This window comes from Halogeometricum sp. S1BR25-6 (assembly GCF_031624495.1).
Taxonomy (GTDB): Archaea; Halobacteriota; Halobacteria; order Halobacteriales; family Haloferacaceae; genus Halogeometricum; species Halogeometricum salsisoli.
On sequence record NZ_JAMQOP010000002.1, the window covers coordinates 339262 to 364524 of the forward strand.

The following is a 25263-nucleotide window of genomic DNA, read 5'->3' on the forward strand; positions in this document are numbered from 1 at the left end:
GTTCGTCGCGGTAAACTGAATGCCGCGATAGGAAATCTACATTTGAGGGGGCGTCCGACGAACGAGGTTCAGACGAGTCCGTCCAGTTCGGTGACCCGAGTGTCCGTTTGGGAGCAGTCCGAAGAATTGATAAATAGATGTCACTATAGTTGTCAATCGACTGCACTGACGAATCAAAATCCGTGAAATAGGTTTATATTGCTGGCTACCGAATAAGTTACTATGATAGTAGCAAATACTCACAACCGAGACGTCCGTGCTGACGACCGCGACCGCCGAACGGCCACCTTCGCCGACATGGACCGTCTGATGCGAAGCATCTAATCGGCTGAAACTCTCTCTTTCGGGCGCTCTCGCCCCGAGAAACTGTTTTGTCCTCTCGCATCCATCTAGATTGATAGGCGTCGCGGACCGCGCCCGCTTTCGCGGGTGCGACCGCCGACGCGTTTCCTATCATGAGCGACAAACCACACCAGAACCTGGCCATTATCGGACACGTCGACCACGGGAAATCCACCCTCGTCGGCCGACTGCTGTTCGAGACGGGGAGCGTCCCCGAGCACATCATCGAGCAGCACCGCGAAGAGGCCGCCGAGAAGGGCAAATCGGGCTTCGAGTTCGCCTACGTCATGGACAACCTCGCCGAGGAGCGAGAGCGCGGGGTGACCATCGACATCGCCCACCAGCGCTTCGACACGGACAAATACTACTTCACCATCGTGGACACGCCCGGTCACCGCGACTTCGTGAAGAACATGATTACCGGGGCCTCCCAGGCCGACCACGCCGTCCTCGTGGTCGCCGCCGACGACGGCGTCGCCCCACAGACCCGCGAACACGTCTTCCTCGCGCGCACGCTGGGCATCGAGACGCTCATCATCGCCATCAACAAGATGGACACCGTCGGCTACAGCGAGGACACCTACGGGGAGATTCGCTCGGAGGTGCAGGACCTGCTGAAGCAGGTGCGCTTCGACACCGACGACGCCCGCTTCATTCCCATCTCGGCGTTCGAGGGGGACAACATCGCCGAGCGCTCGGAGAACATGGACTGGTTCGACGGCCCCACCGTGCTGGAGGCCCTCGACAACCTCCCGGCGCCGTCGCCGCCGACGGACGCCCCCCTTCGCATCCCGATTCAGGACGTCTACACCATCTCCGGCATCGGCACGGTCCCCGTCGGACGCGTCGAGACGGGGACGCTCAACGTCGGGGACAACGTCTCCTTCCAGCCCTCGGACGTCTCCGGCGAGGTGAAGACCATCGAGATGCACCACGAGGAAGTCGACAGCGCGGGCCCCGGCGACAACGTCGGATTCAACGTCCGCGGCATCGGCAAGGACGACATCCGCCGCGGCGACGTGGCGGGTCCCGCCAATGCACCCCCCTCGGTCGCCGAGACGTTCCAGGCGCAAATCGTCGTGATGCAGCACCCCTCGGTCATCACCGCGGGCTACACGCCGGTCATCCACGCGCACACCGCGCAGGTGGCCTGCACGTTCGAGTCCATCGACAAGAAACTCGACCCGAAATCCGGCGAGGTCGCAGAAGAGAGCCCCGACTTCATCAAGGCCGGCGACGCCGCCGTCGTGACCCTGCGCCCGCAGAAACCGCTGGTGCTGGAACCCTCCTCGGAAATTCCCGAACTCGGCTCCTTCGCCATCCGCGACATGGGTCAGACCATCGCGGCCGGGAAGGTGCTCGAAGTCCACGGGCGGTGACCGACTCCCTTCTTTCAACGCGGCGGTCCGCGAGCGAGCGGTGAGCCGCGTTTCCGCGGGGTGACCGAGTCTCAGGCCGACCCGGCGGCGGTCGTCGCCGTCGAGAGCGTCGCGTTCACGACGAACCCGAGCATGAGCACGACGGCGGCGAGATAGAGGCTCGAGAGCACGAGCAAGATGACGCTGAGGACGCCGAAGACCGCGTACGCGGCCGCGTTCGCGATGTAGAACCGGACGGCGGCGAGCAGGACCGTCCACCCGAACGCGGCGGCGACGCTCCCCGGAAGCGCCGCCGTCGGGGAGGGGAGTTCGCTCGTCGGGACGTAGTACAGGGGGAGGAGCACGAGCGAGAGCGCGACGAAGAGGGAGCCAAGACCGGCCACGGCGGGGACGACGCTGGGTAGGAGGACGAAGAACGCGCTCGCGGCGACGACCGACCCGACGCTCAGTCCGACCGAAGCGAGGATGCTGGCCGCGTCGGCGAGTCGGCCGCGCGGCGACTCGTGAGCGGCGTCCTCGACGCGGGAGATCACCGTCTCGAAGCCGGCGGTGGCGTTGGCGGCGCTCCAGACGAGGACGACGACGGCGAACAGGGTCGCACTCGCCTTCCCGGCGGAGTTTGACAGCGCTCGCGAGACCAGCCCCTGCGCCTGCGGGGTGAGAAACTGCGACGTCGCCGCTCGGACCGGTTCGATAATCGGTTTCCCGACGACGACCAACAGCAGCACCAACACCGGGAGCAGCGAGGCGAAGCCGTAATACGCCAGCGCCGCCGCCGGATACTGTATCCGGTGCTCGTACGACGTCTCGACGACGGTCCGCACCGTCTCGACGGCGGTGTCGGGTCGCGGCACATCAGCCCTAGCGGGAGCGCACTGAAAACGCTGTGTGGCCGTCGTCGACCCCGACTAGTCGCTCCGGGTTTCGCGTCGCTCGCGCGCCGCCGGTCTCGACTCGGCGTCACGGGGCGTCACGGTGCGCCATGACGCATCGCGTCACGGATTCGGAGAACGGAAGCGAGGGGGCGAACGCACCAGGCGGGATGTGCACGCTCCCTCGGGACGTATCGGGAGGGACGGTTGATACAGACTAACGTGGAACGTCGGCGGGCGTTCCGGTGGCGGTACAGCGGGGACCGCTCGTGGTTGGATTCGGCGCGGTTGGTGCCTCCGTTTTCTCACCCACCTGCGGCCGCGTCGTTTCGGAGGTACACGCCGTCGGCGCGCCATCCGTTGCCGCGGGCGCCGGCCCGCGTCAACTCCATCGTGACGGGCGCTCCCGTCGGAAGTCCGGCGAGTCGTTCGCGGAGGCCCTCGTGAGCGTACTCGACGACGTGGTAGGTCGCGTTCGTCTCGTGGGTCCGTAGGGTCAACGCGCCGTGGGCGTTCATCTCGCCGACGACAGTGAACGTTTCACCAATCTTTGCTACACTCATTCTTACTTCATCAACTTGTGCGCGAGATAGATAGATAAATCTGGCCCACTAGGTGTATAAGGTGTACATACGGGGTTGGGATGGGATGAACCCCGCCCGCGCGTCACGGTAGTCACGGAGCGACCGGACGGACCGTCGGATTCCCCCTTCGCCGAATCAGCGGGGTTATTCGGGTTCGGGCGGAACGGACGCGCATGAACCCCTCGCGACGGGACGCCGCGCCCGAGGACACGGAGACCGCGACGGGAGCGGACGCCGGCGTCTCCGACGACGACGACGCCCGCACCGATACCGCGACCGACGCCACTACCGACGGCGTTCCCCCCGGCGGAGACCCGCGCGTCGCCCTGTTCGTCGACGGGCCGAACGTCCTCCGCGAGGAGTTCGACGTGGACTTGGACGACGTGCGCGAGGCGGCCGCCGCCTTCGGCCGACCCGCCGCTACGCGGCTCTACCTCGACGAACACGCCACTCCGGGGCTGATTCAGGCCGCCGAGGCACGCGGGTTCGAGGTGGTCGTCACCAGCGGCGACGTGGACGTCCGCCTCGCCGTCGACCTGACGCGCTTCGCCGTCGAAGGGCGGGCCGACGTCGTCGCCGTCGCCTCCCGCGACACGGACTTCAAGCCCGCCATCGAGACGGCCAACGCCTACGGTCTGCGCACCGTGGCAATCGCCCCCGGCGCGTTCGGCCGGTCGGACGCCCTGCGGAACGCCGCGACGGAGAGCGTCACGCTGGGCGACGACGAGGACGGCCCGTCGCTGGTCGGTTACGACGGGTAGCACGACGCGAGAATCAGTGCCGACGCGCCGACGGTCGGGAGCGACCAACCTTTTACTCGAACCGTCCGACCCCGACGTATGGAAGACCTGGGTACGCCGGTCCTCGACAACCACCTGCACCTGAACCCGACGCACGGTCGAGGTATCGACGCCGTCCGCGACTTCGCGCGCCTCGGCGGCACCCACCTCCTCGTGGTGAACCGCCCGTCGTGGCACTTCGGTATCGAGGCCAGCGAGCGGGAGGATTTCCGACCCGTCTTCGAGGAGACTATCGACGTCGTCGAGGAGGCGACCGAGGAACTGCCGGGGCGCGCGTGGCCCGTCCTCGGCGTCCACCCCGGCCTCGTCTCCCGCCTCGTCGACGAACGCGACCTCTCGGCGGCCGAGGCGCGCGACGTGATGCGCTCGGGGTTGGACCTCGCGTCCGAGTACGTCCGCGACGGGGCGGCCCTCGGTCTGAAGTCGGGGCGGCCGCACTACGACGTGGACGACGAGGTGTGGGAGGCGTCGAACGACGTGATGCGGCACGCCTTCGACCTCGGCGCGGAACTGGACTGCGCCGTCCAACTGCACACCGAGTCGACCGAGGACCTCTCGGAGGTCGCCGAGTGGGCCGCCGAGGCGGGGATGGACCCCGAGAGGGTCGTGAAACACTACGCCGCGGGGCGACTCGCGGGGCCGACGCCGAGCGTCATGAGCGAGAAGGACCGCCTCGAAACCGCGGCCGACCGGGGCGAATCGTTCCTGATGGAGACGGACTTCGTCGACGACGCCGACCGGCCGGGCGCGGTGCTCGGTCCGAAGACGGTGCCCCGGCGCGTGCGGTGGATGCTGGAGGAGGGGTGGGACGACGCCGTGGAGACGGCGCACGTCGAGACGCCGCGGGCCGTGTACGGTATCGACACGCGCGGAACGCTGGAGCGCTGAATCCGTCCGGTCGGCGACCCGGAGACTCGGGAACGCGCTCACGCCCCGTGAGGCGCCCACACCGTCGATTCGCCGCCGTCGACCCGCCGATTCGCCGCGAACGCGCCGCGCTCGGACCCCGCGGACATAGGAAAGGCATTTGAACGACCACCGGGATGGTTGAGACATGACCGAGGCCGAGGAGACCTACTACACGAGAGAGCGTTGGCAGAACTGGATTTCGCGCGTCGAGGAGGAGGAACTCGACCCGGAGAACGAGGACTCCGCTCGACTGCTCTTGAATCTGCAGGACGACGCCGCCATCGCGGTGGCGAAAATCGTCTCCGCCTACGAGGAGGGGACGCTCTCCGAGGAGGACGCTCTCGAAGAGATAGAGGGCGTCCGCGAAATCGTCCTCTCGGAACCGGAGTTCGAGGGCGACGACGTCGAGGAGAAGGTGATGCTCATCGACGGCGTCCAGACGAGTCTTGTCTGCGTCTTCTACGCCGCCGAGGAGTACATCGTCGCCGGCCCCGCCGAGGAGGCCCCCCTGGAAGAGTACGTGCAGGTGGCCGCCGAGGCCGAACAGGAGGAGGACTTGGACGCCGCGCTCGGCTACCTCGTGCAGGCGGGCACGCGCATTATCGAGGGCGACGAACTCGACATGTCCGTCGCCGAAGAGATCGAGTACGGTCTCGTCTCCGAGTGGCTCAATGGCCTCGACAGCCTCCAGAGCGCCATGAGCGACCCCGAAGTCGTCGAAGAAGAGGACGAGTAGACGAGCGAGCGACGGCCGGACGCTCTTCGCCGGGCCTCGCGCGCCCGCGCCTCTCTACGGTCTCCCGGAGGAATACTTTTATCTGACAGTCACACAATCCGATGTATGGACTTTGGGGGGGACGACCGGGGGGTCACCGTTCAGATCGGGGCGGTGCTGTTGTTCGGGTTCCTCGTGGTGTCGATGTCGCTGTACCAAGCGACGGTGGTTCCGCAGGAGAACGAACGCGTCGAATTCAACCACAACCAGCGCGCGGTGAGCGACATGCAGGAGGTACGGAACGCCGTCGTTCGAGCAGGAACGACGGGCGAATCCGCGCCGGTCACGGTCGAACTCGGGACGCGATACCGCGCGCGCGCGATGTTCGTGAACCCGTCACCGCCGGGCGGAACGCTCTCGACGTCGCCGCTCGGCGAGGTGTCGATTCGGAACGCCGCCGTCGATGACGCGACTACGGCGGAGAGCGACTACCCCGACATCGCCGATTTCTGGAACGAGACGCGCCGGTATCCGACGAACTCGCTCACCTATCGCCCGTCGTACAACAGGTTCCGAGACGCGCCGACGACGGTGTACGAAAACGGCGTCCTCTACAACCGCTTCGACCGCGGGAACGAGACGGTGACTCTCGCGAAGACCGGACAGACGCTCGTCTCCGGTGAACGCATCTCAGTCGTGACGCTGACCGGAAACCTCTCTCGCGGCGGGTCTCGGACGCTCTCCGTCGACCCCGAGACGGTGAGTCAGTCCTCCCGAACGATATCGGTCACGAACGAGTCGGCGGGTCCCCTCACCGTCGTCGTCCCGACGGGCCTCTCCGCGAACGACTGGCGGGAACTGCTCCGAGACTCCGGACAGATGCGGGGCGACGGCGGGCGCGTCCTCAACGTGTCCGCGGGACCGTCGACCGGAACCGTCGAAATCACGCTGGAACCGGGAGTGACGTATCAACTCAGTCTGTCGCGCGTTCGCGTCGGCGCAGGATCCGAACGCCCCGAAGCGCGGTATCTGACGAACGTCGAGACGCTCGAACCGACGCTCAGAGTCGGCGAGTCCGACGCGTTCGTCGTCGAAGCGCGCGACGAGTACAACAACCCGGTCGGCGCGACGGTGAACTGGTCAGTCGAGGGCGGCGTCATCGACGGTCCGGTCACCGTGGCCCCCGGGCGCTACCGCTTCGTCTACACACCGTCGGACGAGACGACCACCGACGAGGTGCGCCTGAGTCTCGACGACCCCACCGACGCCGAGTTCGACGCGCGCGACCCCCGAGACGTGCGGGTCGAGGTCGACATCGCCTCGGGCGGCGGTGACGGCGATGGCGGCGGAGACGACGGTGGAAACGTCGACGACCCCGGGTTCGCCTACAACGACGTGGACGGCGACGGGAGCTACGATTCGACCCAGGATGCCAAGATTCCGGAGAGTGAACTCGCGGACGGTCAATACGATGCCGGGAACGACCAGTTGGTCATCCCCGCGAGCAGTTCCGACATCAGCGCGGACAGCATCGACTTCCAAGGCGGTCAGGGCGTCTACCTCGCCCCAGACGTGACCGCGACAGCCGGCGGTGCGACGGGGAAAATCACCATCGACGGCGGCGACGGCGACGTGATCGTCGCGGGCGCGACGCTCACGGCGAACGGTGACAACGCGGACGCTTCCCTCAGCGCGAACGGAAACATCGACGTTCGGGACTCAACCATCGCTGGCCACGGGGACGTCCGACTCAGCGCGACCGGATGGGTGAACGCCTCCGGTGCGACGCTCCACGCCGACAAGGACCAATCGGACGTCATCCTCGAGTCCAGCGGGGACGACATCGACCTCACGGGTGCGGTCTTAAAGGCCACGCGGAAGGATCAGTCCAATACTTCGCCGCAAAACGACGTTATCGCGCGGGTACCAAACGATCCCTCGCAGTATACGGTGTTCGTCGACGGGGCGACGTTCGTCGACGAAGACGACTCTCTCGACGTCTCGCCGGACGGAGCGGAGAGCGGAACCCCCGCTTCCGGCGGCGTCGTCTGATTAGCTCTGAGTTCGACAGCTGACGTAACACCTCATCGACAAACCCATATGGCCGGGCTTCGGAGTGAAGAACTATGACAGCCGTCGGCATCGACGCCATCGAGATATGGACGGGCAAGCTCAGACTCGACCTGCCGAACACGTTCGCGCCGGCGATGGGCGAGGACCCCGAGAAGTACACGAAGGGACTCGGTCTCGAATCGTCATCGTTCCCTGATACGTACGAGGACATCGTCACCATGGGTGCGAACGCGGCCAAGCGCCTGATGGACCGCAGAGGGCTGACGCCCGACGATATCGGTCGCATCGACGTGGCCACCGAGTCGGCGTTCGACAACTCCAAGCCCGTCTCGACGTACATCGCGGGCTGTCTCGAACAGGTGTACGACGGCGACTTCCACCACGCGAACAAAGGTGAGCGCAAGTTCGCCTGCCTCGCCGGCACCCAGAGCATCGACGACGCCTACAACTGGATCAAGGCGGGGCGCAACCGCGGCCTCGGCGCCCTCGTCATCGCCACCGACACCGCCCTGTACGAACGCGGCGACCCGGGCGAGGCGACACAGGGCGCCGGCGCCGTCGCCATGCTCATCACGGAGAACCCCTCCATCGTCGAACTCTCGACCGAACAGGGCTACGGCAGCGCCGACGAGACGGACTTCCTGAAGCCGAACCAGCAGTTCCCGAGCGTCGACGGCAAACGTTCGGTCCAAGTGTATCTCGCGCGCATGCGGGAGGCGCTCGAAGACTACGAATCCGTCTCGGGGGACACCCACCCCGACGACTTCGAGTACATCCCGTTCCACACGCCGTTCCCCGGCATGGTCCGGAAGGCGGCCGTCCTCGGCTACCGGCACATGACGCGCGACACCGACGTGGAGGAGGCCCTCGCCGAGGAGATCGGGATGCAACCCCGCGAGGAGGCGTACGACTCCCGCGAGGAGTACGAGGAGGCCATCCGCGCCTACATGGACGAACTGAAGGGGACCGACCGCTACCGCGAGTGGTACGGTCGCGTCATCGAACCGACGCTGGAGATATCGCGCAACGTCGGCAACTGGTACACGGGGTCGGTCCACATCGCCCGCCTCTCGGCGCTCCGCGACGCCCTCGAACGCGGCGAGGACCTGACCGGCAAGAAGTTGCTCGTCGGGTCGTACGGCTCCGGCGCCCAGGCGGAGATTCACGCCGAGACGGTCGTCGAGGGCTGGGAGGACCACGTCGAATCCATCGACGTGGACGACCAACTCGCCCGCCGGTACGACATCTCCTACGACGAGTACGAACTCGTCCACGACGTTCACAACCACGACAAGGAGACCGACGTCGACCGGTTCAGCCCCCCCGAGGAGGAGTTCGTCTTTACCGGATGGGGTCGGATGAACGAGCGCCGCTACGACTACGTGGAGTAGCGGGGAGCGTTCGCTCCCCTCGACCGCACCGGTCCCGTCGGCGCGCGACTCCGCTCCGGGCGCGTTTTACTCAACCCGACTGCCCGAGTCAGCCGTCGGCGTCGTCCGGACGGTTCCGGTCGAGGTCGGCCGCGAGACCGTCCGCGCCGACGCCGAACGTCACTTCTTCGAGGCGGCAGGCGTACGCCGCGTAGTGGTTGCCGTCGGCGTCGTAACGCGTCTCCCGCGCCAGCAGGTCGCGGCCTTCGAGCGCGTCGAGTCGTCGGTAGACGGTCGGTTTCGACACGTCGCAGGCGGCGGCGAGTTCGCTCGCGGAGCGCGGGCACTCGCTGGTGTGCACGAGTATCCGCCTGACCGACCGGTCGCCCAGCAGGTCGAGCAGTCCCCCCGCGTCGGCGTGTGACACGGTCGCACGAACGGACGACGCACACAAGAGTCCGGCGGCTGGGGGGGGGAGGTGACGAAGCTACGAGATGGTGCGCAGGTCTTCGAGCATCGCGTCGAGGTCGCGGTTCGCGATGGCCAGCGAGAAGCCGTCGATGCCGGCGAGGGCCGGGGCGTGCTCCCAGAGGTCCTCCTCTTCCAGTCCGTGGAGGATGACGGCGTTCGGCGTCGGGTTCACGACGCGCATGGCCACGAGCGGCGACTCCCCGCGGCTGACGTGCGTGAACACGAGCGCGCGACTGGTCGACTGGCCGTACAGGCGGTAGAACTCCTCCGAGGAGAGTCGGGTGATGGCCTGGATGCTGTTGATGACGGTGTGACCGCTCACCTGGTCGTGGTCGCCGCGGACGAGTTCGGTCGCGTCCATCACCTCGTAGAGGCGTTCCAGCGGCACGGAGGTGGGATACTCGCGGAGGTCTTGGACGATGTCGCTCTCGAACCCCGCGGAGATGACGCGGGCGTACTGCCGGATGCGACTGCCGCCGCGCGACTCGTCGATGTCGAGGAGCGCCTCGACCATCCGGCGGACGACGCCGATGCCGGGGCTCTCGCGCCGTCCGCTCTCGTAGTCGGAGATGACGGACGACGACACGTCGAGTTCCTCGGCGAGCACGGTCTGTGAGATGTCGAAGTCCGTGCGCCACTTGCGGAGCGTCGCGCCCGCGTCGTCGCTCAGCGTTATCTCGCCGGCGATACGGCGCGCGAGTTCGTCGCGCGGGACGTCCGTCATCGGATGCCTCCCGCGCCTCGGTCGTACCGATCCATGCTAGTCTACTGCCCTCTGCGCGACTGCGACGCAAAAGAATATCGAAAGTGGGGTTCGACGAACGACGAGCGCGAACGACTGCCGTCCCGAGCAAACGTTCAAGAGGAGTCCGAGACAGTGACTGTCGTGCCATCTACTATCGTCCACCTCGCGATAGCCGGTCTCGTCGCCGCCGCCCTCCTCGGCGAGGAGTTCGACGCGCGGAGCGCACTCGTCGTCGCCGGCTTCACCGTCCTCCCGGATTTGGACGTGCTCGCCGAACCGGTGCTCCCCGGCGCGCACCGCTCGCTCGGTCACACGCTGTTGCTTCCAGCGCTGGTCTTCGCCGTCCTCCTCTGGGACACGCGCCGCGGCGCCGCCTCCGCCCTCTACCGCCGCTACTGCGTCCGCGGACTGAAAGTGGCGTGGACGGGGGCGTTCTGCCTGTTCGGAGCCGCCATCCTCCCGGACCTGTTTCTCGGCGGCGTCAACGCCTTCTACCCCCTGCACGACCGCTTCTACGTGTTCAACGGGGAACTGTACTACTCCACCGACCGGGGGTGGGTGCAGACGTTCGTCGACCTCTCGCCGCCGGACCTGAATCCGGAACCGAATTCGTTGCGGACGACGGCCAACTTCCGGTTCCGGACGGTGCTCGACGCGGCGCCGACGCGCGGGGTGGAGCAGACGGTCGAAGCGGAACGCGTCGAACGGCTCTTCCCGGTGGCGATGGCCGGGTTCCGCTTCGCGCTGGTGCTCGTCTCGGCCGTCGTGGTGGCGATTCGATTCGGTGGCGACCGGTATCTGGCGCGCCTGCTCGGCGAGTAGCGTCGTGGGCGCGGCGGCGTCGATATCCTCGCCGACGGTACCGGCGCGTTCTTGTCTCCCAGCGACGACGAGGAACCGATGACCGACGCGACGATTCGACCGTACGAGGGCGGCGACGCCGAGGGGCTGTGGAGACTGAAGCGCGGCTTCGAACTCGGCATCGGCGCGGAGACGGGTCCCGACGGAAAGGCGGCGGCGTACGAGGCGAAACTGACGGACGACTACCGGAAGCGGTGGCTCGACTGGGTCGACCGCTGCGTCGACGAGGACGGCGCGTGCGTGAACGTCGCCGTCGCGGCGGACGGCGGGGGCGAGGAGTCCGCGGGCGCCGAACTCGTCGGCTACTCGTTTCTGCTCCCCGAGTCGCTGTCGTTCGTCTGGGACGCTGCCGTCCTCAACGAGATATTCGTCGCGCCCGAGCGCCGGGGGTCGAGCGTCGCGGACGGTCTGATGGACGCCGCCGTCGACTGCGCCCGCGCGCAGGACCTCCCCTTAGAGCGGATGGTGCTCGACGTGGACCGCGAGAACGACCGGGCGAAGGCGTTCTACGAGCGCTACGGCTTCTCGCACTGGGGGGAGATGGTCGCGCGGGACCTGTAGTCAGGTCACTCGGACGCCTCGTCCGTCCAGCGGAGCGTCGCGGTTCGCTCGCCGCCCGCCTCGCGCCACTCCTCCTGCGAGACGCTGTACCGGACGGCCGGCGCCGGGTCGCCGTCGCGTTCGATTCGATTGCGGAACTCGCCCTCGCGCCGCCCGCCGGCCGCCTCGACGTACCGGCGGATGGCGGCCTCGCTCTTCTCGTTGCCGGAGATGTGCTCGACGGCGCACAGCGACACGTCGAACTCGCCGAACGCCACCTCGAAGAACGCCCGCGCGCGTTCGCCGGAGTAGCCGCGGCCCCAGAACCGCTTTCGGAGCCACGTGCCGAAGACGGCGGTGTCGCGGTCCCACTGGAAGTCGAGTCCGGCCATCCCGGCGAACTCGCCGGCGCCGTCCTCGCCCTCGCGCGGGCGGACGACGTAGGCGGCCGCCTCCCCGTCGTCCCAGCGCTCCTCACACCGGACGAGGTAGTCGCGAGACTCCTTCGGCGTGGCGTGCGGGTCCCACGGGACGTACTCGGTCACCTCGTCGATGCCGTCCGCGTCCTCGCGGCAGTAGTCGTAGCACTCTCGCGGGGACACCTCCTCGCGCGTCGCGCGGCGGAGGCTGAGCCGGTCGGTGCGAATCTCGACGGGAAACACGCTATCGAGATGTGAGTCCGCCGAAAAGAAACTGTCCCGGGTGTGTCACTCGGTGGCTCGGCCCGCCGCGCGTCACTCGATACCGCGCGACGTCTTCTCCTTGCGGCCGGTGAGTTCGTCGGGTTCGAGGCGGTACATCTCGAACTCCAACTCCGCGGAGGGGCGGTCGTAGATGGTGACGAACGGGATGTCCATCGTCCGCATCGCCTCGACGACGGTAGAGTCCAGGGCCGCTTCGGTCACCTCCGCGAGGTGGCCGCGGGCGACGACGGATTTCCACCCGTCCGGCGTCTTCTCGTCGACGACGAGGGAGACGAGGCTCGTGGCGTTGACGAACGTCCGCTTCTCGGACTCGGGAGCGAACGCCAGGCGCAGGTAGACTCGTTCCTCGTCGGGATCGAAGCCGTAGGAGACGGGAATCGCGTAGGACTCGTTGTCCTTGGCGAACGCGACCACGCCGGTGCCGCCGTCTCCGAGAAACTCGACTACCTCTTCGTGGCTCATGGCGACGGACTGGTCGGACATGTCCGGAGAGACGCGCGCCAGCGGCATAATCATCCCTGATGAATCCCATCTCGCGGGAGCGCGCGTCCGGCGTCAGACGAGGAGGAGGACGACGGTGTAGCCGACGAGGCCCGCGCCGAACGCCCGGAAACGGCTGTCTCGCTCCTCGGGGAGTTCCTCTTTGATGACGTTGAGAACGATGCCGCCGGCGAGAAACGCGAACAGGAGCGAGAGCGCCGTCTCGGGGACGCCGACGAGGAACCCGGCGCCGACGCCGGCGAGGACGGCCGCGGCGAGCACCCAGCGTCCGATTCGGTCGTACGTCTCGCGGTGGTGGTCCCGCAGGCCGTAGTCGGTGACGAGGAAGTGGACCGCCATCGCCCCCGCGTACAGGAGGAGGTTCGCGACGCCCGCCTCCTCGCGGTGGAGGAGGAGGTAGCCGACGAGGGCGTTGTACACCGCGAACGACCCGACGTGGACCCAGAAGACGCCCGTCGGCGCCGCCGAGGACTCCGAATCGCCGCCGCGGCCGGACCCGGACTGCCTGGCGAACTGTTCGAGACCGTAGAAGGCGGTGAACCCGGCGAGCGCCGCGAGGAAGACGGCGTGTTCGGTGAGCGTCGCGAGGAGGGCGCTCGCCGCCGCGGGGCCCTCCGTCAACTGCACGTGGTGATGGGTGATTTCGGGGAAAATGTGCACGAACACGTACGCGACGGAGACGCCGCCCGCGGCGGAGAGCCACCGACTGCGCGGGACGGCCTGCAGGAACCGGAGTTTGCCGGCGAAGACGTGCACCGCGGCGAAGCCGACGGCACAGAGGACGTCGAGCGTCGGGAACACGGCGGGGTCGTTCGAGACCGGGATGAATAAGGTCGGGGGCCGGCCTGAGCGCGAGGGTCGTCCGAAGGGGTCGCCAGACGCTTTTTCGGCCGCGGGCGTCAAACGAGGGACTATGCGTTCACGGACGCTCGCAGCGCACGGCGAACCGCTCGGATTCGGGGCTCGGAGCGACTCTTCCGGACGCTCGGACGGACGATGAAGCCTGTCTATCTGTTCTCCGGAGCACTCCTCCTCTCGGTCGCGAGCGTCGACGTCCTCTGGACGACGCTCTGGGTCCAAGGGGGGGCCGGTCCGCTCACCTCGCGGCTGATGGACCTCGTTTGGAGACTGTTCCGGCGGGTGTTCGGCGACCGGCACCGGCTCCTGTCCCTCTCGGGACCGACGATGCTCGTCTTCGGCCTCGTCGTCTGGGTCGCCCTCCTCTGGGGCGGGTGGACGCTGCTGTTCGCCGGCGGCGACCCCGCTCTCTTCGACACCCGTCAGAACGACCCCGTCGACTGGGTCGAGCGGTTCTACTTCGTCGGCTACACGCTGTTCACGATGGGGAACGGCGACTTCACACCGAACGAGGGCGTCTGGCAGGTGGCGACCGCGCTGATGACCGCCTCGGGGATGCTGTTCGTGACGCTGATGGTCACGTACATCCTCTCGGTGCTGGACGCGGTCACGCAGAAGCGCGCGTTCGCCAGCGGGGTGAGTAGCCTCGGCGACCAGAGCCACGAGATACTGCGCAACGCGTGGAACGGCGAGGAGTTCCGCGGGCTCGACCTCCCGCTGAACTCGCTGGCGTCGGACCTCGACACCCTCACGGCGAACCACAAGGCGTACCCCATCGTGCACTACTTCCACAGTAAACGAGCCAGAAACGCCCCCGCCGTCAGCATCGTCCGCCTCGACGAGTTGTTGACTCTCCTCCGCTTCGGGACGCCGCGGGAAGGGGAACCCGCCGACGTCATCGTCGACAGCGCGCGGTCGAGCGTGGAGGATTACCTGTCGATACTCAACGGTGCCTTCATCGACCCGGCGGACGACCCGCCACCCGCCCCCTCCGTCGAGTCGCTCCGCGACGCCGGGATTCCCGCGGCGTCCGACGAGGCGTTCGCCGACGCCCTCGACGACCTGACGGAGCGCAGACGGCAGTTACGCGGCGTAGTCGAATCTGACCTCCGCGAGTGGCCCAACCGGGAGTGACGGGGAGCGTCCGCCTCAGTCGTCCTTACAACCCCACCCGAACGCCGACCACCCGCCGTCGGCGGTGAGCACCTCGCCGGTGACGAAATTGTCGTTGGAGGCGAGAAAGGAGACGCAGTTCGCCACTTCGTCGAGCGTTCCGAACCGGTCCAGCGGCGTTCGGTTCCGGACGTCCTCCCTGTCGAAGTCGGCGTCCTCCTGCGCCTGTTCGACCATCTCGGTTTCGATGTATCCGGGTGCGAGCGCGTTCACCTGGATGTCGTGCTCCGCCCACTCGACGGCGAGACAGCGCGTGAGGTTGTTGACGCCGCCTTTCGTCGTGTTGTAGGGCGTCCGGTCCTGCTGGCCCATGCTGCCCATCATGCTGGAAATATTGACGATGCTGCCGCCGTCGCCCTGTTCTATCATCCGTTTACCGGCCGCCTGCGCGCAGAAGAAGACGCCGGTCAGGTTGACGTCGAGGACCTGTTGCCACTCCTCGGGCGTGACGTCCTCGGCGGGGCCGCGGATGTTGATGCCGGCGTTGTTCACCATCACGTCGAGTCGGCCGAACCGGTCGACGGCCTCCTCGATAAGGTTCTCGACCGACGGCTTCTCGCTCACGTCGACCTCGACCGCGTGGGCCGACCCGCCGTCGTCTTCTATCTCCGCGGCGACCGCTTCGCAGTCCGCCAGCGACCGCGAACAGACCACGACGTTCGCGCCGTCCGCGGCGAACCGCTTCGCGACGTGCTTTCCGATTCCTCTGCTCGACCCGGTGACTATCGCCGTTCGCTCGTCGGTTGCGTCGTCCATGTGGCGTGTGTACCTCGTTAGCCGGTTCGCCGCGTCCGTCGCAAAGAACTGCCGGTACGGGGTTCGAGGTTCGTGTCACGGCGAACTCGAAGCGGTTAGCGCACTTCGTTCGACGTCGTTCGCCCCGAGAGATACGGGACGGATCGAGCTGAGAGTGATGGGTGAAAATTCGATTTCAGGGAACTGTTTTTATTTTACCCACCGTACGAGAGGTATGTCCGACGCGACGCTCGACGACAGAGGACGTCTGACGCTCCCGAAGGAAATCCGAGAGCGGTACGGCGACCGTTATCACGTCGTCGACGTCCGCGACGGCATCAGGCTGATTCCGGTCGCGGACGACCCGCTCGACGAGCTTCGAGACGAATTCGCGGACGTCGAGAAAACGGCCGAAGAGTTGCGCGACGAGACTCGCGAGGCGGCGCTGGACAAGGCCGGGCGCTGAATGTACGCCGAGACGGACTTCCTGCTGGCGCTCATCAAGGACGAGGACTGGCTCGGCGAGGCGGCCGAGACGGTGTATCGAGAACACCGGGACGAACTCTGGACGTCGCAGTTCACCTCATCGAACTACTGCTCGTCGCCTACCGCGAAGACCGCGATACGGAACGGGTCGTCACGAATGCCGCGGCGCTAGTCGAGGTTCGCGGCGATGTCGATACGGTCGTCGCGGCGGCGACGTACGTCGAAGACCACGGCTTCACGCCGTTCGACGCGCTCCATCTCGTCGAATCGAACGGCGACACAATCGTCCCCAGCGACGGCGCGTACGAGGGGTTCGCCCCGCGACTCGACCTGCGCGACACGAGCGAGGAGTAGCGTAGCGCTCCGCAACCACTAAACGCGGTTCGTCCCTCCCTCCGACAATGGCAGACTGGACGGAGAAATACCGGCCGTCGACGCTGGCGGAGGTCCGCGGGAACAACAAGGCCCGCGACGCGTTCGAGAAGTGGGCGAAGACGTGGGACGACCACCGCGAAGCCGTCGTCCTCCACGGCGCGCCCGGCGTCGGCAAGACGTCCGCCGCGCACGCCCTCGCCGCCGACATGGGGTGGGAGACGGTCGAGTTGAACGCCTCCGACCAGCGGACGGCGGACGTCATCGAACGCTTCGCCGGCCGCGCCGCGAAGAACGCGACGCTGGCGGGCGCGTCGGCCGGCGACGCGAGCGGAACGCGCGAGGGTCGACAGCTAGTGATTCTCGACGAGGCGGACAACATCCACGGCAACTACGACCGCGGCGGCGCGGGCGCCGTCACCCGGCTCGTCAAGGAGTCGAACCAGCCCATCGTTCTCATCGCAAACGAGTACTACGACATGTCGAACGGCCTGCGGAACGCAACGCAGGACATCGAGTTCCGCGACGTCTCGGCCCGTTCCATCGTTCCCGTCCTCCGGGACATCCTCCGCAAGGAGGGAATCGAGTTCGACGACGACGCCCTCGACAGAATCGCCGAGGTGAACTCCGGCGACCTGCGCTCGGCCGTCAACGACCTGCAGGCGGCCGCCGACGGCAAGGAACGTCTCGCCGTCGAGGACGTGGTGACGGCCGCGCGCGACCGGGGTATCGGCCTGTTCGAGTACATCGACTCGGTGCTGAAGGAGGATTCGGCGCGAGACGCCATCCAGTCGGCGTACGCGGTGGACGAGACGCCCGACGACCAGGTGAAGTGGATCGAGGACAAGGTCTCCTTAGTCTACGACGCGGAGGAACTCGCCCGCGCCTACGAGTTCCTCGCCAACGCCGACGTCTGGTTGGGTCGCGTGATGGCCACGCAGGAGTACTCGTACTGGCGGTACGCGACGGACAACGTCGCCGCGGGCGTCGCCGCCGCGCGCGACGGGACCTACGGCGGGTGGACGCGGTATGGCGGCGCACCGTACCGGTCGACCCGCGACAAGACGCGCGACGACGTCGTCCGCAAGATAGCCGAGTCGGGCGGCTTCTCGATGGGCACCGCCCGCCGCGACGTGCTCCCCTTCCTCGCGACCGTCACCCACCACTGCAAGCCGCGGGACGTGACCGTCGCCATGGCCGCGTGGTACGACCTCGACGAGTCGGCCGTCTCCTTCGTCACCGGGAGCGGCGAGACGACGAACAAGGTGCAGTCCATCGTCGAGGACGCCGCGGAGATGCGCGAGGCCGAGATGGAAGCGCATACCGGCGGCGCGTTCACCGGGTCCGTCCCCGACGACGCGGCGGAGGGAGCGGACGGAAACGAGGACGACGCCGGAAGCGACGAGGGAGCAACCGACGCGGACGACGAACTCGACGCCGACGTGTTGGACCGCGAGGAGGACGAGACCGACGCCGGCGCGGACGGGGACCCGGACGCCGAGGACGACGACGGCCAGTCCGGACTGGACGACTTCTTCTGAGGTCCGGCCGTCTCGTCTCGGCGACCCCGCCGACCGTCGTAACGCCCGACGGCGACCCATGAGTGTTCTGCCACGCCGTTTATTTCACCCCCGCGAGAAGCCGCAGTTATGCCCGAGTTCGGATACACGCTATCGAGCGAGGAGTTCGCCGGGAGCGAACTGGTCGAATCGGCGCGGGAGGCCGAATCGCGCGGTTACGACTTCCTCTCCGTCTCGGACCACTTCCACCCGTGGCTGACGGAGCAGGGCGAGTCGCCGTTCGTCTGGAACACGCTCGGCGGCGTCGCGGCGGCGACCGACGACATCGACCTCGGCGTCGGCGTCACCTGCCCCACCGTCCGCATCCACCCCGTGAACGTCGCGCAGGCGGCGGCGACGACGAAGGAGATGCTGGAGGGCCGGGAGTTCTACTTCGGCGTCGGTTCCGGGGAGGCTCTGAACGAACACGTGACCGGCGAGCACTGGCCCGAACACGACGTGCGGATGGAGATGCTCGAAGAGGCGGTCGACGTCATCCGGAGTCTCTGGACGGGCGAGCAGGTGAGCCACCGCGGCGAACACTACACCGTCGAGAACGCCCGCCTGTACACCCTGCCCGAGGAACTGCCGTCGCTGGTCGTCTCGGCGTTCGGCGAGGAGTCCGCGCGGCGGGCGAGCGACATCGGCGACGGCTTCTGGTCGGTCGGCCCGCAGGACGTCGTCGAGGAGTACGAGGGTGACGGCCCGAAGATGACCCAGTTGACGATGTGCGTCGCCGACTCCGAAGACGAGGCCGTGAAGACGGCTCACGAGAACTGGCGGCAGTCGGCGCTGCCAGGCGAACTCAACCAGATTCTCCCGACGCCGAAGCACTTCGACGAGGCGAGTCAGATGGTGACCGAGGAGACGGTCCGCGAGGGGTCGACGATAACCGATCAGGACCCGCAGACGCACATCGACAACATCCAGCAGTGCCTCGACGCCGGCTACGACCACGTCTACTTCCACCAGATCGGCGACGACCAGGAAGCGTTCTTCGAGTTCTACGAGGAGGAAGTCCTCCCGTCGTTCCGGTAGGCGAATTCGGTCTCGGAGCGGGATTTCTTTTGTCGTCGCGGTCCGACCTCCGGGTATGCGCGCCGCAGTCCTCCGCGAACACGGCGAACCGCTGAGCATCGAAGACGTGCCCGAACCGACGGCGGACCCCGCGGGGGCCGTCGTCGACGTGGAGGCCTGCGGCATCTGCCGGAGCGACTGGCACGCCTGGATGGGGCACGGTGAGTGGGCCGACGACGCCGTCTCGACGGGACAGATTCTCGGGCACGAACCCGCCGGCCGGGTCGTCGAAGCGGGCGACCGCGTGGAGACGCTGACCGAGGGCGACCGCGTGGCCCTCCCGTTCAACCTCGCTTGCGGGTCCTGCGGCCACTGTCGGACCGGCCACGGCAACGTCTGCACCGGCGACCACCCGCACGCCCTCGGGTTCGAGCAGTCCGCGCAGGGGGCGTTCGCGGAGCGAGTCCACCTACCGTCGGCCGACTACAACGCCATTCGCCTCCCCGAGGACGTCGACTCGCGGGACGTGGCCGCCCTCGGCTGTCGGTTCATGACCGCCTACAACGCGCTGAACGCGCGGGCCGGCCTCGGTGCGGGCGAGTGGGTGGCCGTCCACGGGTGCGGCGGCGTCGGCCTCTCGGCGGTTCAGGTCGCCCGCGTCCTCGGCGCGCGCGTCGTCGCCGTCGACGTGCGGGAGACGGCGCTCGAAGCGGCGGCGGACCTCGGCGCCGAGGTGTTGGTGAACGCCTCCGAGTCCGACCCCGTCGAGCGGGTGCGCGAGGTCACCGGGGGAGGGGCGCACGTCTCGCTCGACGCGTTGGGCGTCGCGGAGACCTGTCGTAACTCCGTTCGCTGCGTCAGGCCGCGCGGAGCGCACGTGCAGGTGGGACTGACCACCGACGAGGAGAAGGGCGAGGTGTCGCTGCCGACGGACTGGATGACCAGACACGAGGTGTCGTTCCTCGGGGCGCGCGGCATGCCGCCGACGAGCGCCGACGACCTGCTGTCGCTGCTCGCTTCGGACGCCGTCGATCCCGGTGCGCTCGTGACGCGGGAGGTGTCGCTCGACGACGTTCCGGACCGACTGGCGGCGATGAGCGAGTACGACACCGTCGGCGTCGAAGTGATGACGTTCTGACCGGAGTGACCGGGAAAATCAGGCGATGCGGACGACGGCCAGCGACGCCTCGCAGTCGGGACAGGAGACGGTTTCGTCGCCGGCGTCGGCGGTGCGCGACCAGTCGTCCAGCGGCGCCGCACGGTCGCAGTCGGGACAGAACAGGACGGATTTTCTCAGGGTTTGCGTCTGCCGCTCGGAGCGCGAGCGGGGAGTGAGGGCGTTCATAGCCGAAGTATCGTCGTCCGAGCAGATGAACGTGTCGCAGATTATTACTTTGTGTATTTAGAGAATTTTTGAGAGGAACCGCTTGCCGCGGTCCGTCTCGGGGTTCTCGAAGAACCGCTTCGGTTCTCCGGTTTCGACGACGCGGCCGTCGGACATGAGGACGATTCGGTCGCCCACCTCGCGGGCGAACCCCATCTCGTGGGTGACGACCATCATCGTCATCCCCTCGTCGGCGAGCGTCCGCATCACCTCGAGCACCTCCCCCACCAGTTCGGGGTCCAGCGCGCTCGTCACCTCGTCGAACAGCATCACCTTCGGGTCCATCGCCAGCGCGCGGGCGATGGCGACGCGCTGTTGTTGGCCCCCAGAGAGCTGATTCGGGTAGGAGTTCAGTTGGGCGCCGAGTCCCACCCTATCGAGGAGTTCCTCGCCGCGCGCCTCCGCGACGTCGTCGTCGAGTCCGCGGACCTTCCGCGGCGCGAGCGTCACGTTCTCCAGGGCCGTCTTGTGCGGGAAGAGGTTGAACGACTGGAACACCATCCCGATGCGCTGCCGGAGGAGGTTGATGTCCGCCTTCGGGTCGGAGATTGACTCGCCGTCGAGGCGAATCTCCCCGCCCTGAATCTCTTCGAGGCGGTTCGCACAGCGCAGGAGCGTCGACTTCCCCGACCCGGAGGGGCCGACGACGACGGTCACGTCGCGGTCCTCGATGTCGAGAGAGACGTCCTTCAGGACGTGCGTCTCGCCGAAGTACTTGTCAACGTGGTCGAACTCCAAGAGGGGGTTCACTGGCTGTCACCTCCCCAGTCCGAGCGCTCCTCCAAGTAGGTCACGAGTCGCATCAGCGGCAGCGTGATGGAGAGGTACGCGATGGCGACGAGGACGAGCGGCGTCCACGGGTCGAACGTCGCGCTGTTGACGCTCCGGAACGCCTGCATCAGTTCGGGGATGGCGATGATGGTGAGCAGCGAGGTGTCCTTCACGAGGATGACCTGGTCGTTACCGATGGCCGCGAGGGCGTTGCGCCACGCCTGCGGGACGACCACCTCGCGCATCCCCTGGATGTAGCCCATACCCAGCGAGCGGGCGGCCTCCATCTGTCCGTCGGGGACGGCGCCGATGCCGCCGCGGACCGCTTCGCCGACGTAGGCAGCGTGGTTGAGCGTCAGCGCGATGATGGCCGTCGGAAAGCCCCAGTCCTGGACGGGGAACGTGCCGGGCCACAGCGTCGGGATACCGAAGTAGATGACGAATATCTGGAACAGGAGCGGCGTCCCGCGGAAGAACTGGACGTACGCCGTCGCGATGCCGTTCGTTATCGACGTCTTCGAGACGCGCGCGAGGCCGACCAACACGCCCGCCGTCACCGAGAGGATGCCGCCGATGACGACGATTTGGAGCACCAGTAGGTACGCCGAGACGAACTGCGGGAAGATGGTCTGTAGCAGGGCGAAGTCGACCTGCGTGGCGACGATGTAGACGACGAGCGCCAAGACGGCGAGCGCGAACAGACTCGACAGCCCCACGCCGAGCCACTTCAGGCTCTTGTCGTCGACGAACCCGCCGCTCCCGCGGTCGCCCTCGTCGGCGGTCGCCCCGGAGTATGAATCAGCCATGAGTTCGAGTGTCTCGTCGAAAGGTAAAGAGGGAGGCGTTCAGCCCTCGAAGTACTCGGCGTATATCTCGTCGTACGTCCCGTTCTCCTTGATGGCGGCGAGCGCCTCGTTCACCCGCTGACGGAACTCGTCGTCATCCTGTCGGAACGCGATTCCGTAGTTCTCGACGGTGAGCGTGAGGTAGTCGGGGGCGTTCTCGCCGGACTCGGCGGCCGCGCCCTCGCCCTGAAGGAAGCGGACCTGGCCCTCGCCCTGGTTGTTGACGAACTCGGCGTTGACGGTGTTGTCGTTGATGACGGCGACGACCTGTCCGTTGACGAGCGCCTGGAACGCGCCGTTGACCTGGTCGTACTGGTTGAGTTCCAACTCGCCGTCGAACTCCTCTTTCAACTGCTGGGCGGCGTCGGCGCCGGTGGTGCCCTTCTGGACGCCGACGGTCGTCCCGCGGAGGTCCGCCTTGGACTGGATGTCGCTGTCCTGCCGGACGATGACCGTCTGGTACGCGGTGAAGTAGGGGTCGGAGAAGTCGACTTCCTGCGCGCGTTCGTCGTTGATGGTCATCGCCGACATGATGATGCGGAAGTTGTTGTTCTTCAGCGAGGGGATGATAGAGTCGAAGCTCGTCGGTTTGAACTCGTAACTCGTCCCCAACTGCTCCTCGAAGACGGCCTGCGCGATGTCCACGTCGAAGCCGGTGAGTTCGCCCGACGCCGTGTTGTACTCGAACGGCCGGTACGGGATGTCCGACCCGATGACGACGTTGTCCGGGACGACGTCGCCCGAGGACTCGGTCCCCGTTTCGGTCCCGTCCGCCGTGCCGTCTCCGTCCGTCGCCGTCGCCCCCGAGGTAGTCGTCTCGGTCGACCCTTCGCCCGCTCCGTTACCACCCGAACAACCCGCGAAGAGTCCGCCAGCGACCACTCCGGCACCAGTCTTCAGATACGCACGTCTGTCCATAACACCCGTCCGTAGCCAATCCTGGTATAACACCTCTTCGGTTCGGAGAACGCGACCTGTCCACGAATACCGGGCAGAGGCGGAGTATCGACCACCGCGGCCGGCTGAACCCGACCGTCCGGAGACCGACGCGAGCGCGCTCGTGCGATTGGACGCTGCGGTTGACGCCGTCCAGCCTTCAGTCGCTCCCGCCGGGGACGCCGCGGGACTGCCGACTCGGACGGTTCCGGAGGGCGTAGGAGGCGGCGCCGACGAGTCCGAGGACGACGACGGTGCCGCCGACGGAGACGTACTCCAGTCCGCCGCTGTACACCTGCCGACCGAGGACGAGGAGGGCGACGAGGAGGAGGGCGGCGCTCCCCGTCAGGAGGCGGACGCGGCCGGAGCCGTCACCGACGCCCGAACCGAGCCACGCGGTGGCGGCGACGAGGACGCCGTAGGCGACGAGTCCGACCGTGTAGTAGACGGCCTGTAAGTTCGCGCCGAACGGGAGGAACGCGTGGGGTGCGAGGACGACGAGGGCGGCGATACCGACGGCGGTGCCGCCGAGGGCGCGGCGGAGTTCGTCGGCGCTCGGGGGGTCGTACGCCCGCGCGAACGCGAGGACGACGGCGGTGAAGATAATCGAGGCGGTGAGGAAGTGCGCCGAGAGGATGACCCACTCGTACGTCGTCACCGTCAGCGCGCCGAGGATAATCTGCGAGGGCAGGAGGATGGTGGCGAGGGCGAGCGACCGGCGGACGCGGCGGTCGGCGCCGGCCCGCCACGCCTGCACCGTGGTGCCGAGGATGAGGAAGCCGACGAGCATCGCCACGAGTCGGTGGAACCACTCGATGAAACTGCTCCAGTTGGCCGGAAACAGGCCGAGGAAGCCGTCGCAGAACGGCCACCGGCCGGCGCACGTGAGTCCGGCGCCGGCGGCGGCGGTGTACACCCCGAGTACCATCAGAAAGCCCGTGAGCGGCACGGTGAGTGCCACGAGGCGTCGGAGGCGAGCGTTCATGTTCCGCTCTCGGGGTCGCGTCCACTTGAACCCCTCTCTCCGCAGACGCGCGAACCACCGGAACGTTTCAAATGGGTGCCGCGGGAACGGTCGGGTATGACCGACGAGGACCCCGGCGCGAACGCCGCCGGAAGCGAACACGACATCGTCACCGACCACCTCGACGACCGACGGGAGCGACTGTCGGAGTACCTCGACCGGGAGGAACTCGACGCGGTCTGGTTCGCGGCGCCGAACTCCTTCGCGTGGCTCACCGGCGGGAGCAACGTCGTCAGTCGCGGCGCCGACGTTGGCGTCGCCGCTGCGGGCTACACCCGCGACGACGGGTGGGTCGTCGTCACGGACAACATCGAGGCGAACCGACTCGCCGACGAGGAGGTGCCCGAGGCGTTCGACGTCCGGCAGACGAACTGGTACGAGTCGTCGCTGGCCGACGGCGTCGTCCGAGAGACCGACGGGAGGGGGGCGGCGGACTTCGAGGTTCCCGGACTCGACTCGGTAGACGCGAGCGAACTCCGGCAACCGCTCTCGGAGACGGACGTCGAGCGCTACCGCGAACTCGGGCGCGAGGCGGCCGACGCCGTCGAACGGGTCGCGCGCGAACTCGAACCAGGGGACACCGAACACGAGGTGGCCGCGGCGCTGAAAATAGCGCTGGCGACGCGGGGCATCGAGGCGCCCGTCGTCCTCGTCGGCGGGTCCGAACGCGCCCAGCAGTACCGCCACTACACCCCGACGTACGCGGAGTTGGGCGACTACGCCCTGCTGTCGGTGACGGCCGAACGCGGCGGTCTGCACGCGAGCACGACCCGAACCGTCGCCTTCGACCCCCCGGAGTGGCTGGCCGAACGACACGCGAAGGCCCAGCAGGTCGAGACGAGTGCGCTGGCGGCGACGCAGGCAGTCGCGCGACTCGGCGGCACCGCCGACGACGTCTTCGACAACATCATGGCCGCCTACGAACATCTCGACTACCCCGAGGAGTGGCGCGAACACCACCAGGGCGGCGCGGCCGGGTTCGCCGGTCGGGAGTGGTTCGCCTCGCCCGGCGAGGACGCCCCGGTGGAGACGCCGATGGCGTACGCGTACAATCCGACGATACAGGGGGCGAAATCGGAGGACACCGTCCTCGTCACCGAGGACGGCGCGGAGGTGCTGACGGCGACGGGCGAGTGGCCCACCCGCCCCGTGAAGGGATGGGACCACGAGTTCGCCGTCGAACGGCACGAGATACTGCACCTCGACGCGGAGTAGGGCAGCGATTCGGAGTAAAGAA

At 67.4% G+C, this 25263-nt stretch carries 27 protein-coding genes and 1 pseudogene; 15 read left to right on the forward strand and 13 right to left on the reverse strand.

Going from position 1 to position 25263, the window contains the following annotated elements; translation table 11 throughout:
* The first annotated feature begins 455 nt into the window (after window positions 1-455).
* Complete coding sequence (gene tuf / locus NDI76_RS11710; protein ID WP_310924264.1) at window positions 456-1721, forward strand: translation elongation factor EF-1 subunit alpha; 1266 nt, start codon at window positions 456-458, stop codon at window positions 1719-1721.
* Window positions 1722-1792: 71 nt separating this feature from the next.
* Here the strand turns inward: tuf and NDI76_RS11715 are convergent, their stop codons facing one another.
* Together NDI76_RS11715 and NDI76_RS11720 are read right to left on the reverse strand one after the other, a co-directional pair.
* On the reverse strand, window positions 1793-2575 hold the full coding sequence (locus NDI76_RS11715; protein WP_310924265.1) for a YhjD/YihY/BrkB family envelope integrity protein: 783 nt from the start codon (window positions 2573-2575) through the stop codon (window positions 1793-1795).
* 323 nt (window positions 2576-2898) lie between these two features.
* On the reverse strand, window positions 2899-3156 hold the full coding sequence (locus NDI76_RS11720; protein ID WP_425498360.1) for a DUF7999 family protein: 258 nt from the start codon (window positions 3154-3156) through the stop codon (window positions 2899-2901).
* Between the two features lie 194 nt (window positions 3157-3350).
* On the opposite strand from NDI76_RS11720, the gene NDI76_RS11725 reads away from it, so the two are divergent.
* The 5 genes from NDI76_RS11725 (at window position 3351) to hmgB (ending at window position 9065) form a co-directional block, all read left to right on the forward strand.
* Complete coding sequence (locus tag NDI76_RS11725) at window positions 3351-3938, forward strand: NYN domain-containing protein (RefSeq protein WP_310924266.1); 588 nt, start codon at window positions 3351-3353, stop codon at window positions 3936-3938.
* Between the two features lie 78 nt (window positions 3939-4016).
* A complete protein-coding gene (locus NDI76_RS11730; protein WP_310924267.1) occupies window positions 4017-4865 on the forward strand; it encodes a TatD family hydrolase in 849 nt (282 codons plus the stop codon).
* Window positions 4866-5031: 166 nt separating this feature from the next.
* The gene (locus NDI76_RS11735) at window positions 5032-5622 is read left to right on the forward strand and encodes a DUF2150 family protein (protein ID WP_310924268.1); all 591 of its coding nucleotides are present in this window, start codon (window positions 5032-5034) and stop codon (window positions 5620-5622) included.
* Window positions 5623-5727: 105 nt separating this feature from the next.
* Complete coding sequence (locus NDI76_RS11740) at window positions 5728-7653, forward strand: hypothetical protein (protein ID WP_310924269.1); 1926 nt, start codon at window positions 5728-5730, stop codon at window positions 7651-7653.
* 74 nt (window positions 7654-7727) lie between these two features.
* Complete coding sequence (hmgB, locus tag NDI76_RS11745) at window positions 7728-9065, forward strand: hydroxymethylglutaryl-CoA synthase (protein WP_310924270.1); 1338 nt, start codon at window positions 7728-7730, stop codon at window positions 9063-9065.
* Between the two features lie 88 nt (window positions 9066-9153).
* Here hmgB and NDI76_RS11750 read toward each other — a convergent pair whose 3' ends face one another.
* Complete coding sequence (locus tag NDI76_RS11750; protein ID WP_310924271.1) at window positions 9154-9471, reverse strand: ArsR/SmtB family transcription factor; 318 nt, start codon at window positions 9469-9471, stop codon at window positions 9154-9156.
* Between the two features lie 60 nt (window positions 9472-9531).
* Window positions 9532-10239 carry a helix-turn-helix domain-containing protein gene (locus NDI76_RS11755; RefSeq protein WP_310924272.1) on the reverse strand — a complete coding sequence of 236 codons (708 nt, stop codon included), beginning with the start codon at window positions 10237-10239 and terminating at the stop codon, window positions 9532-9534.
* A gap of 162 nt (window positions 10240-10401) precedes the next feature.
* On the opposite strand from NDI76_RS11755, the gene NDI76_RS11760 reads away from it, so the two are divergent.
* Together NDI76_RS11760 and NDI76_RS11765 are read left to right on the forward strand one after the other, a co-directional pair.
* The gene (locus tag NDI76_RS11760; protein ID WP_310924273.1) at window positions 10402-11082 is read left to right on the forward strand and encodes a metal-dependent hydrolase; all 681 of its coding nucleotides are present in this window, start codon (window positions 10402-10404) and stop codon (window positions 11080-11082) included.
* Between the two features lie 78 nt (window positions 11083-11160).
* Entirely contained in the window at window positions 11161-11682 is a 522-nt protein-coding gene (locus tag NDI76_RS11765; RefSeq protein ID WP_310924952.1) for a GNAT family N-acetyltransferase, read from the forward strand.
* Window positions 11683-11687: 5 nt separating this feature from the next.
* Here NDI76_RS11765 and NDI76_RS11770 read toward each other — a convergent pair whose 3' ends face one another.
* From NDI76_RS11770 to NDI76_RS11780, 3 genes are all read right to left on the reverse strand, one after another.
* Window positions 11688-12323: a GNAT family N-acetyltransferase gene (locus tag NDI76_RS11770; protein WP_310924274.1), complete on the reverse strand. Its 636-nt coding sequence runs from the start codon at window positions 12321-12323 to the stop codon at window positions 11688-11690.
* Between the two features lie 72 nt (window positions 12324-12395).
* Window positions 12396-12848, reverse strand: a complete 453-nt coding sequence (locus NDI76_RS11775; protein WP_310924275.1) for a pyridoxamine 5'-phosphate oxidase family protein — start codon at window positions 12846-12848, stop codon at window positions 12396-12398.
* A 72-nt stretch (window positions 12849-12920) separates the two neighbouring features.
* Window positions 12921-13667, reverse strand: a complete 747-nt coding sequence (locus NDI76_RS11780; RefSeq protein ID WP_310924276.1) for a hypothetical protein — start codon at window positions 13665-13667, stop codon at window positions 12921-12923.
* Window positions 13668-13862: 195 nt separating this feature from the next.
* Between NDI76_RS11780 and NDI76_RS11785 the strand changes: the two genes are divergently transcribed.
* Window positions 13863-14858: an ion channel gene (locus NDI76_RS11785; RefSeq protein ID WP_310924277.1), complete on the forward strand. Its 996-nt coding sequence runs from the start codon at window positions 13863-13865 to the stop codon at window positions 14856-14858.
* 15 nt (window positions 14859-14873) lie between these two features.
* Here the strand turns inward: NDI76_RS11785 and NDI76_RS11790 are convergent, their stop codons facing one another.
* Window positions 14874-15653, reverse strand: a complete 780-nt coding sequence (locus NDI76_RS11790) for an SDR family NAD(P)-dependent oxidoreductase (protein ID WP_310924278.1) — start codon at window positions 15651-15653, stop codon at window positions 14874-14876.
* 214 nt (window positions 15654-15867) lie between these two features.
* On the opposite strand from NDI76_RS11790, the gene NDI76_RS11795 reads away from it, so the two are divergent.
* The 5 genes and pseudogenes from NDI76_RS11795 to NDI76_RS11815 all read left to right on the forward strand — a co-directional run bounded on the left by NDI76_RS11795 (window position 15868) and on the right by NDI76_RS11815 (window position 20204).
* On the forward strand, window positions 15868-16098 hold the full coding sequence (locus tag NDI76_RS11795; RefSeq protein ID WP_310924279.1) for an AbrB/MazE/SpoVT family DNA-binding domain-containing protein: 231 nt from the start codon (window positions 15868-15870) through the stop codon (window positions 16096-16098).
* Window positions 16099-16472 (forward strand): annotated as a pseudogene (locus NDI76_RS22615) (PIN domain-containing protein). It begins immediately after the preceding gene.
* A gap of 47 nt (window positions 16473-16519) precedes the next feature.
* The gene (locus tag NDI76_RS11805) at window positions 16520-18031 is read left to right on the forward strand and encodes a replication factor C large subunit (protein ID WP_310924281.1); all 1512 of its coding nucleotides are present in this window, start codon (window positions 16520-16522) and stop codon (window positions 18029-18031) included.
* 108 nt (window positions 18032-18139) lie between these two features.
* On the forward strand, window positions 18140-19087 hold the full coding sequence (locus NDI76_RS11810) for a TIGR03557 family F420-dependent LLM class oxidoreductase (RefSeq protein ID WP_310924282.1): 948 nt from the start codon (window positions 18140-18142) through the stop codon (window positions 19085-19087).
* Between the two features lie 55 nt (window positions 19088-19142).
* A complete protein-coding gene (locus tag NDI76_RS11815) occupies window positions 19143-20204 on the forward strand; it encodes a zinc-dependent alcohol dehydrogenase family protein (protein WP_310924283.1) in 1062 nt (353 codons plus the stop codon).
* 18 nt (window positions 20205-20222) lie between these two features.
* Here the strand turns inward: NDI76_RS11815 and NDI76_RS11820 are convergent, their stop codons facing one another.
* From NDI76_RS11820 to NDI76_RS11840, 5 genes are all read right to left on the reverse strand, one after another.
* Complete coding sequence (locus NDI76_RS11820; RefSeq protein WP_310924284.1) at window positions 20223-20411, reverse strand: DUF8106 domain-containing protein; 189 nt, start codon at window positions 20409-20411, stop codon at window positions 20223-20225.
* 57 nt (window positions 20412-20468) lie between these two features.
* Entirely contained in the window at window positions 20469-21200 is a 732-nt protein-coding gene (locus tag NDI76_RS11825) for an amino acid ABC transporter ATP-binding protein (protein WP_310924285.1), read from the reverse strand.
* Window positions 21197-22027, reverse strand: a complete 831-nt coding sequence (locus tag NDI76_RS11830) for an amino acid ABC transporter permease (protein WP_310924286.1) — start codon at window positions 22025-22027, stop codon at window positions 21197-21199. Before NDI76_RS11830 ends, NDI76_RS11825 begins: the two co-directional genes overlap by 4 nt.
* Before the next feature lie 39 nt (window positions 22028-22066).
* On the reverse strand, window positions 22067-22984 hold the full coding sequence (locus NDI76_RS11835; protein ID WP_310924287.1) for a basic amino acid ABC transporter substrate-binding protein: 918 nt from the start codon (window positions 22982-22984) through the stop codon (window positions 22067-22069).
* Window positions 22985-23162: 178 nt separating this feature from the next.
* Complete coding sequence (locus tag NDI76_RS11840) at window positions 23163-23987, reverse strand: COX15/CtaA family protein (protein WP_310924288.1); 825 nt, start codon at window positions 23985-23987, stop codon at window positions 23163-23165.
* Window positions 23988-24083: 96 nt separating this feature from the next.
* Here NDI76_RS11840 and NDI76_RS11845 point away from each other — a divergent pair, with 96 nt between their 5' ends.
* Complete coding sequence (locus NDI76_RS11845; protein ID WP_310924289.1) at window positions 24084-25241, forward strand: M24 family metallopeptidase; 1158 nt, start codon at window positions 24084-24086, stop codon at window positions 25239-25241.
* Window positions 25242-25263 lie beyond the last annotated feature (22 nt).

What these genes read in the sequence shown, in the direction of transcription:
- NDI76_RS11765 (WP_310924952.1), top strand. Translation starts at nt 11,161, where the DNA reads ATGACCGACGCGACGATTCGACCGTACGAGGGCGGCGACGCCGAGGGG.
- NDI76_RS11815 (WP_310924283.1), top strand. Translation starts at nt 19,143, where the DNA reads ATGCGCGCCGCAGTCCTCCGCGAACACGGCGAACCGCTGAGCATCGAA.
- NDI76_RS11730 (WP_310924267.1), top strand. Translation starts at nt 4,017, where the DNA reads ATGGAAGACCTGGGTACGCCGGTCCTCGACAACCACCTGCACCTGAAC.
- NDI76_RS11725 (WP_310924266.1), top strand. Translation starts at nt 3,351, where the DNA reads ATGAACCCCTCGCGACGGGACGCCGCGCCCGAGGACACGGAGACCGCG.
- NDI76_RS11805 (WP_310924281.1), top strand. Translation starts at nt 16,520, where the DNA reads ATGGCAGACTGGACGGAGAAATACCGGCCGTCGACGCTGGCGGAGGTC.
- NDI76_RS11840 (WP_310924288.1), bottom strand. Translation starts at nt 23,987, where the DNA reads ATGAACGCTCGCCTCCGACGCCTCGTGGCACTCACCGTGCCGCTCACG.
- NDI76_RS11740 (WP_310924269.1), top strand. Translation starts at nt 5,728, where the DNA reads ATGGACTTTGGGGGGGACGACCGGGGGGTCACCGTTCAGATCGGGGCG.
- NDI76_RS11775 (WP_310924275.1), bottom strand. Translation starts at nt 12,848, where the DNA reads ATGTCCGACCAGTCCGTCGCCATGAGCCACGAAGAGGTAGTCGAGTTT.
- NDI76_RS11735 (WP_310924268.1), top strand. Translation starts at nt 5,032, where the DNA reads ATGACCGAGGCCGAGGAGACCTACTACACGAGAGAGCGTTGGCAGAAC.
- NDI76_RS11720 (WP_425498360.1), bottom strand. Translation starts at nt 3,156, where the DNA reads ATGAGTGTAGCAAAGATTGGTGAAACGTTCACTGTCGTCGGCGAGATG.
- NDI76_RS11755 (WP_310924272.1), bottom strand. Translation starts at nt 10,239, where the DNA reads ATGACGGACGTCCCGCGCGACGAACTCGCGCGCCGTATCGCCGGCGAG.
- NDI76_RS11790 (WP_310924278.1), bottom strand. Translation starts at nt 15,653, where the DNA reads ATGGACGACGCAACCGACGAGCGAACGGCGATAGTCACCGGGTCGAGC.
- NDI76_RS11845 (WP_310924289.1), top strand. Translation starts at nt 24,084, where the DNA reads ATGACCGACGAGGACCCCGGCGCGAACGCCGCCGGAAGCGAACACGAC.
- NDI76_RS11830 (WP_310924286.1), bottom strand. Translation starts at nt 22,027, where the DNA reads ATGGCTGATTCATACTCCGGGGCGACCGCCGACGAGGGCGACCGCGGG.
- tuf (WP_310924264.1), top strand. Translation starts at nt 456, where the DNA reads ATGAGCGACAAACCACACCAGAACCTGGCCATTATCGGACACGTCGAC.
- NDI76_RS11795 (WP_310924279.1), top strand. Translation starts at nt 15,868, where the DNA reads ATGTCCGACGCGACGCTCGACGACAGAGGACGTCTGACGCTCCCGAAG.
- NDI76_RS11820 (WP_310924284.1), bottom strand. Translation starts at nt 20,411, where the DNA reads ATGAACGCCCTCACTCCCCGCTCGCGCTCCGAGCGGCAGACGCAAACC.
- NDI76_RS11785 (WP_310924277.1), top strand. Translation starts at nt 13,863, where the DNA reads ATGAAGCCTGTCTATCTGTTCTCCGGAGCACTCCTCCTCTCGGTCGCG.
- NDI76_RS11810 (WP_310924282.1), top strand. Translation starts at nt 18,140, where the DNA reads ATGCCCGAGTTCGGATACACGCTATCGAGCGAGGAGTTCGCCGGGAGC.
- NDI76_RS11835 (WP_310924287.1), bottom strand. Translation starts at nt 22,984, where the DNA reads ATGGACAGACGTGCGTATCTGAAGACTGGTGCCGGAGTGGTCGCTGGC.
- hmgB (WP_310924270.1), top strand. Translation starts at nt 7,728, where the DNA reads ATGACAGCCGTCGGCATCGACGCCATCGAGATATGGACGGGCAAGCTC.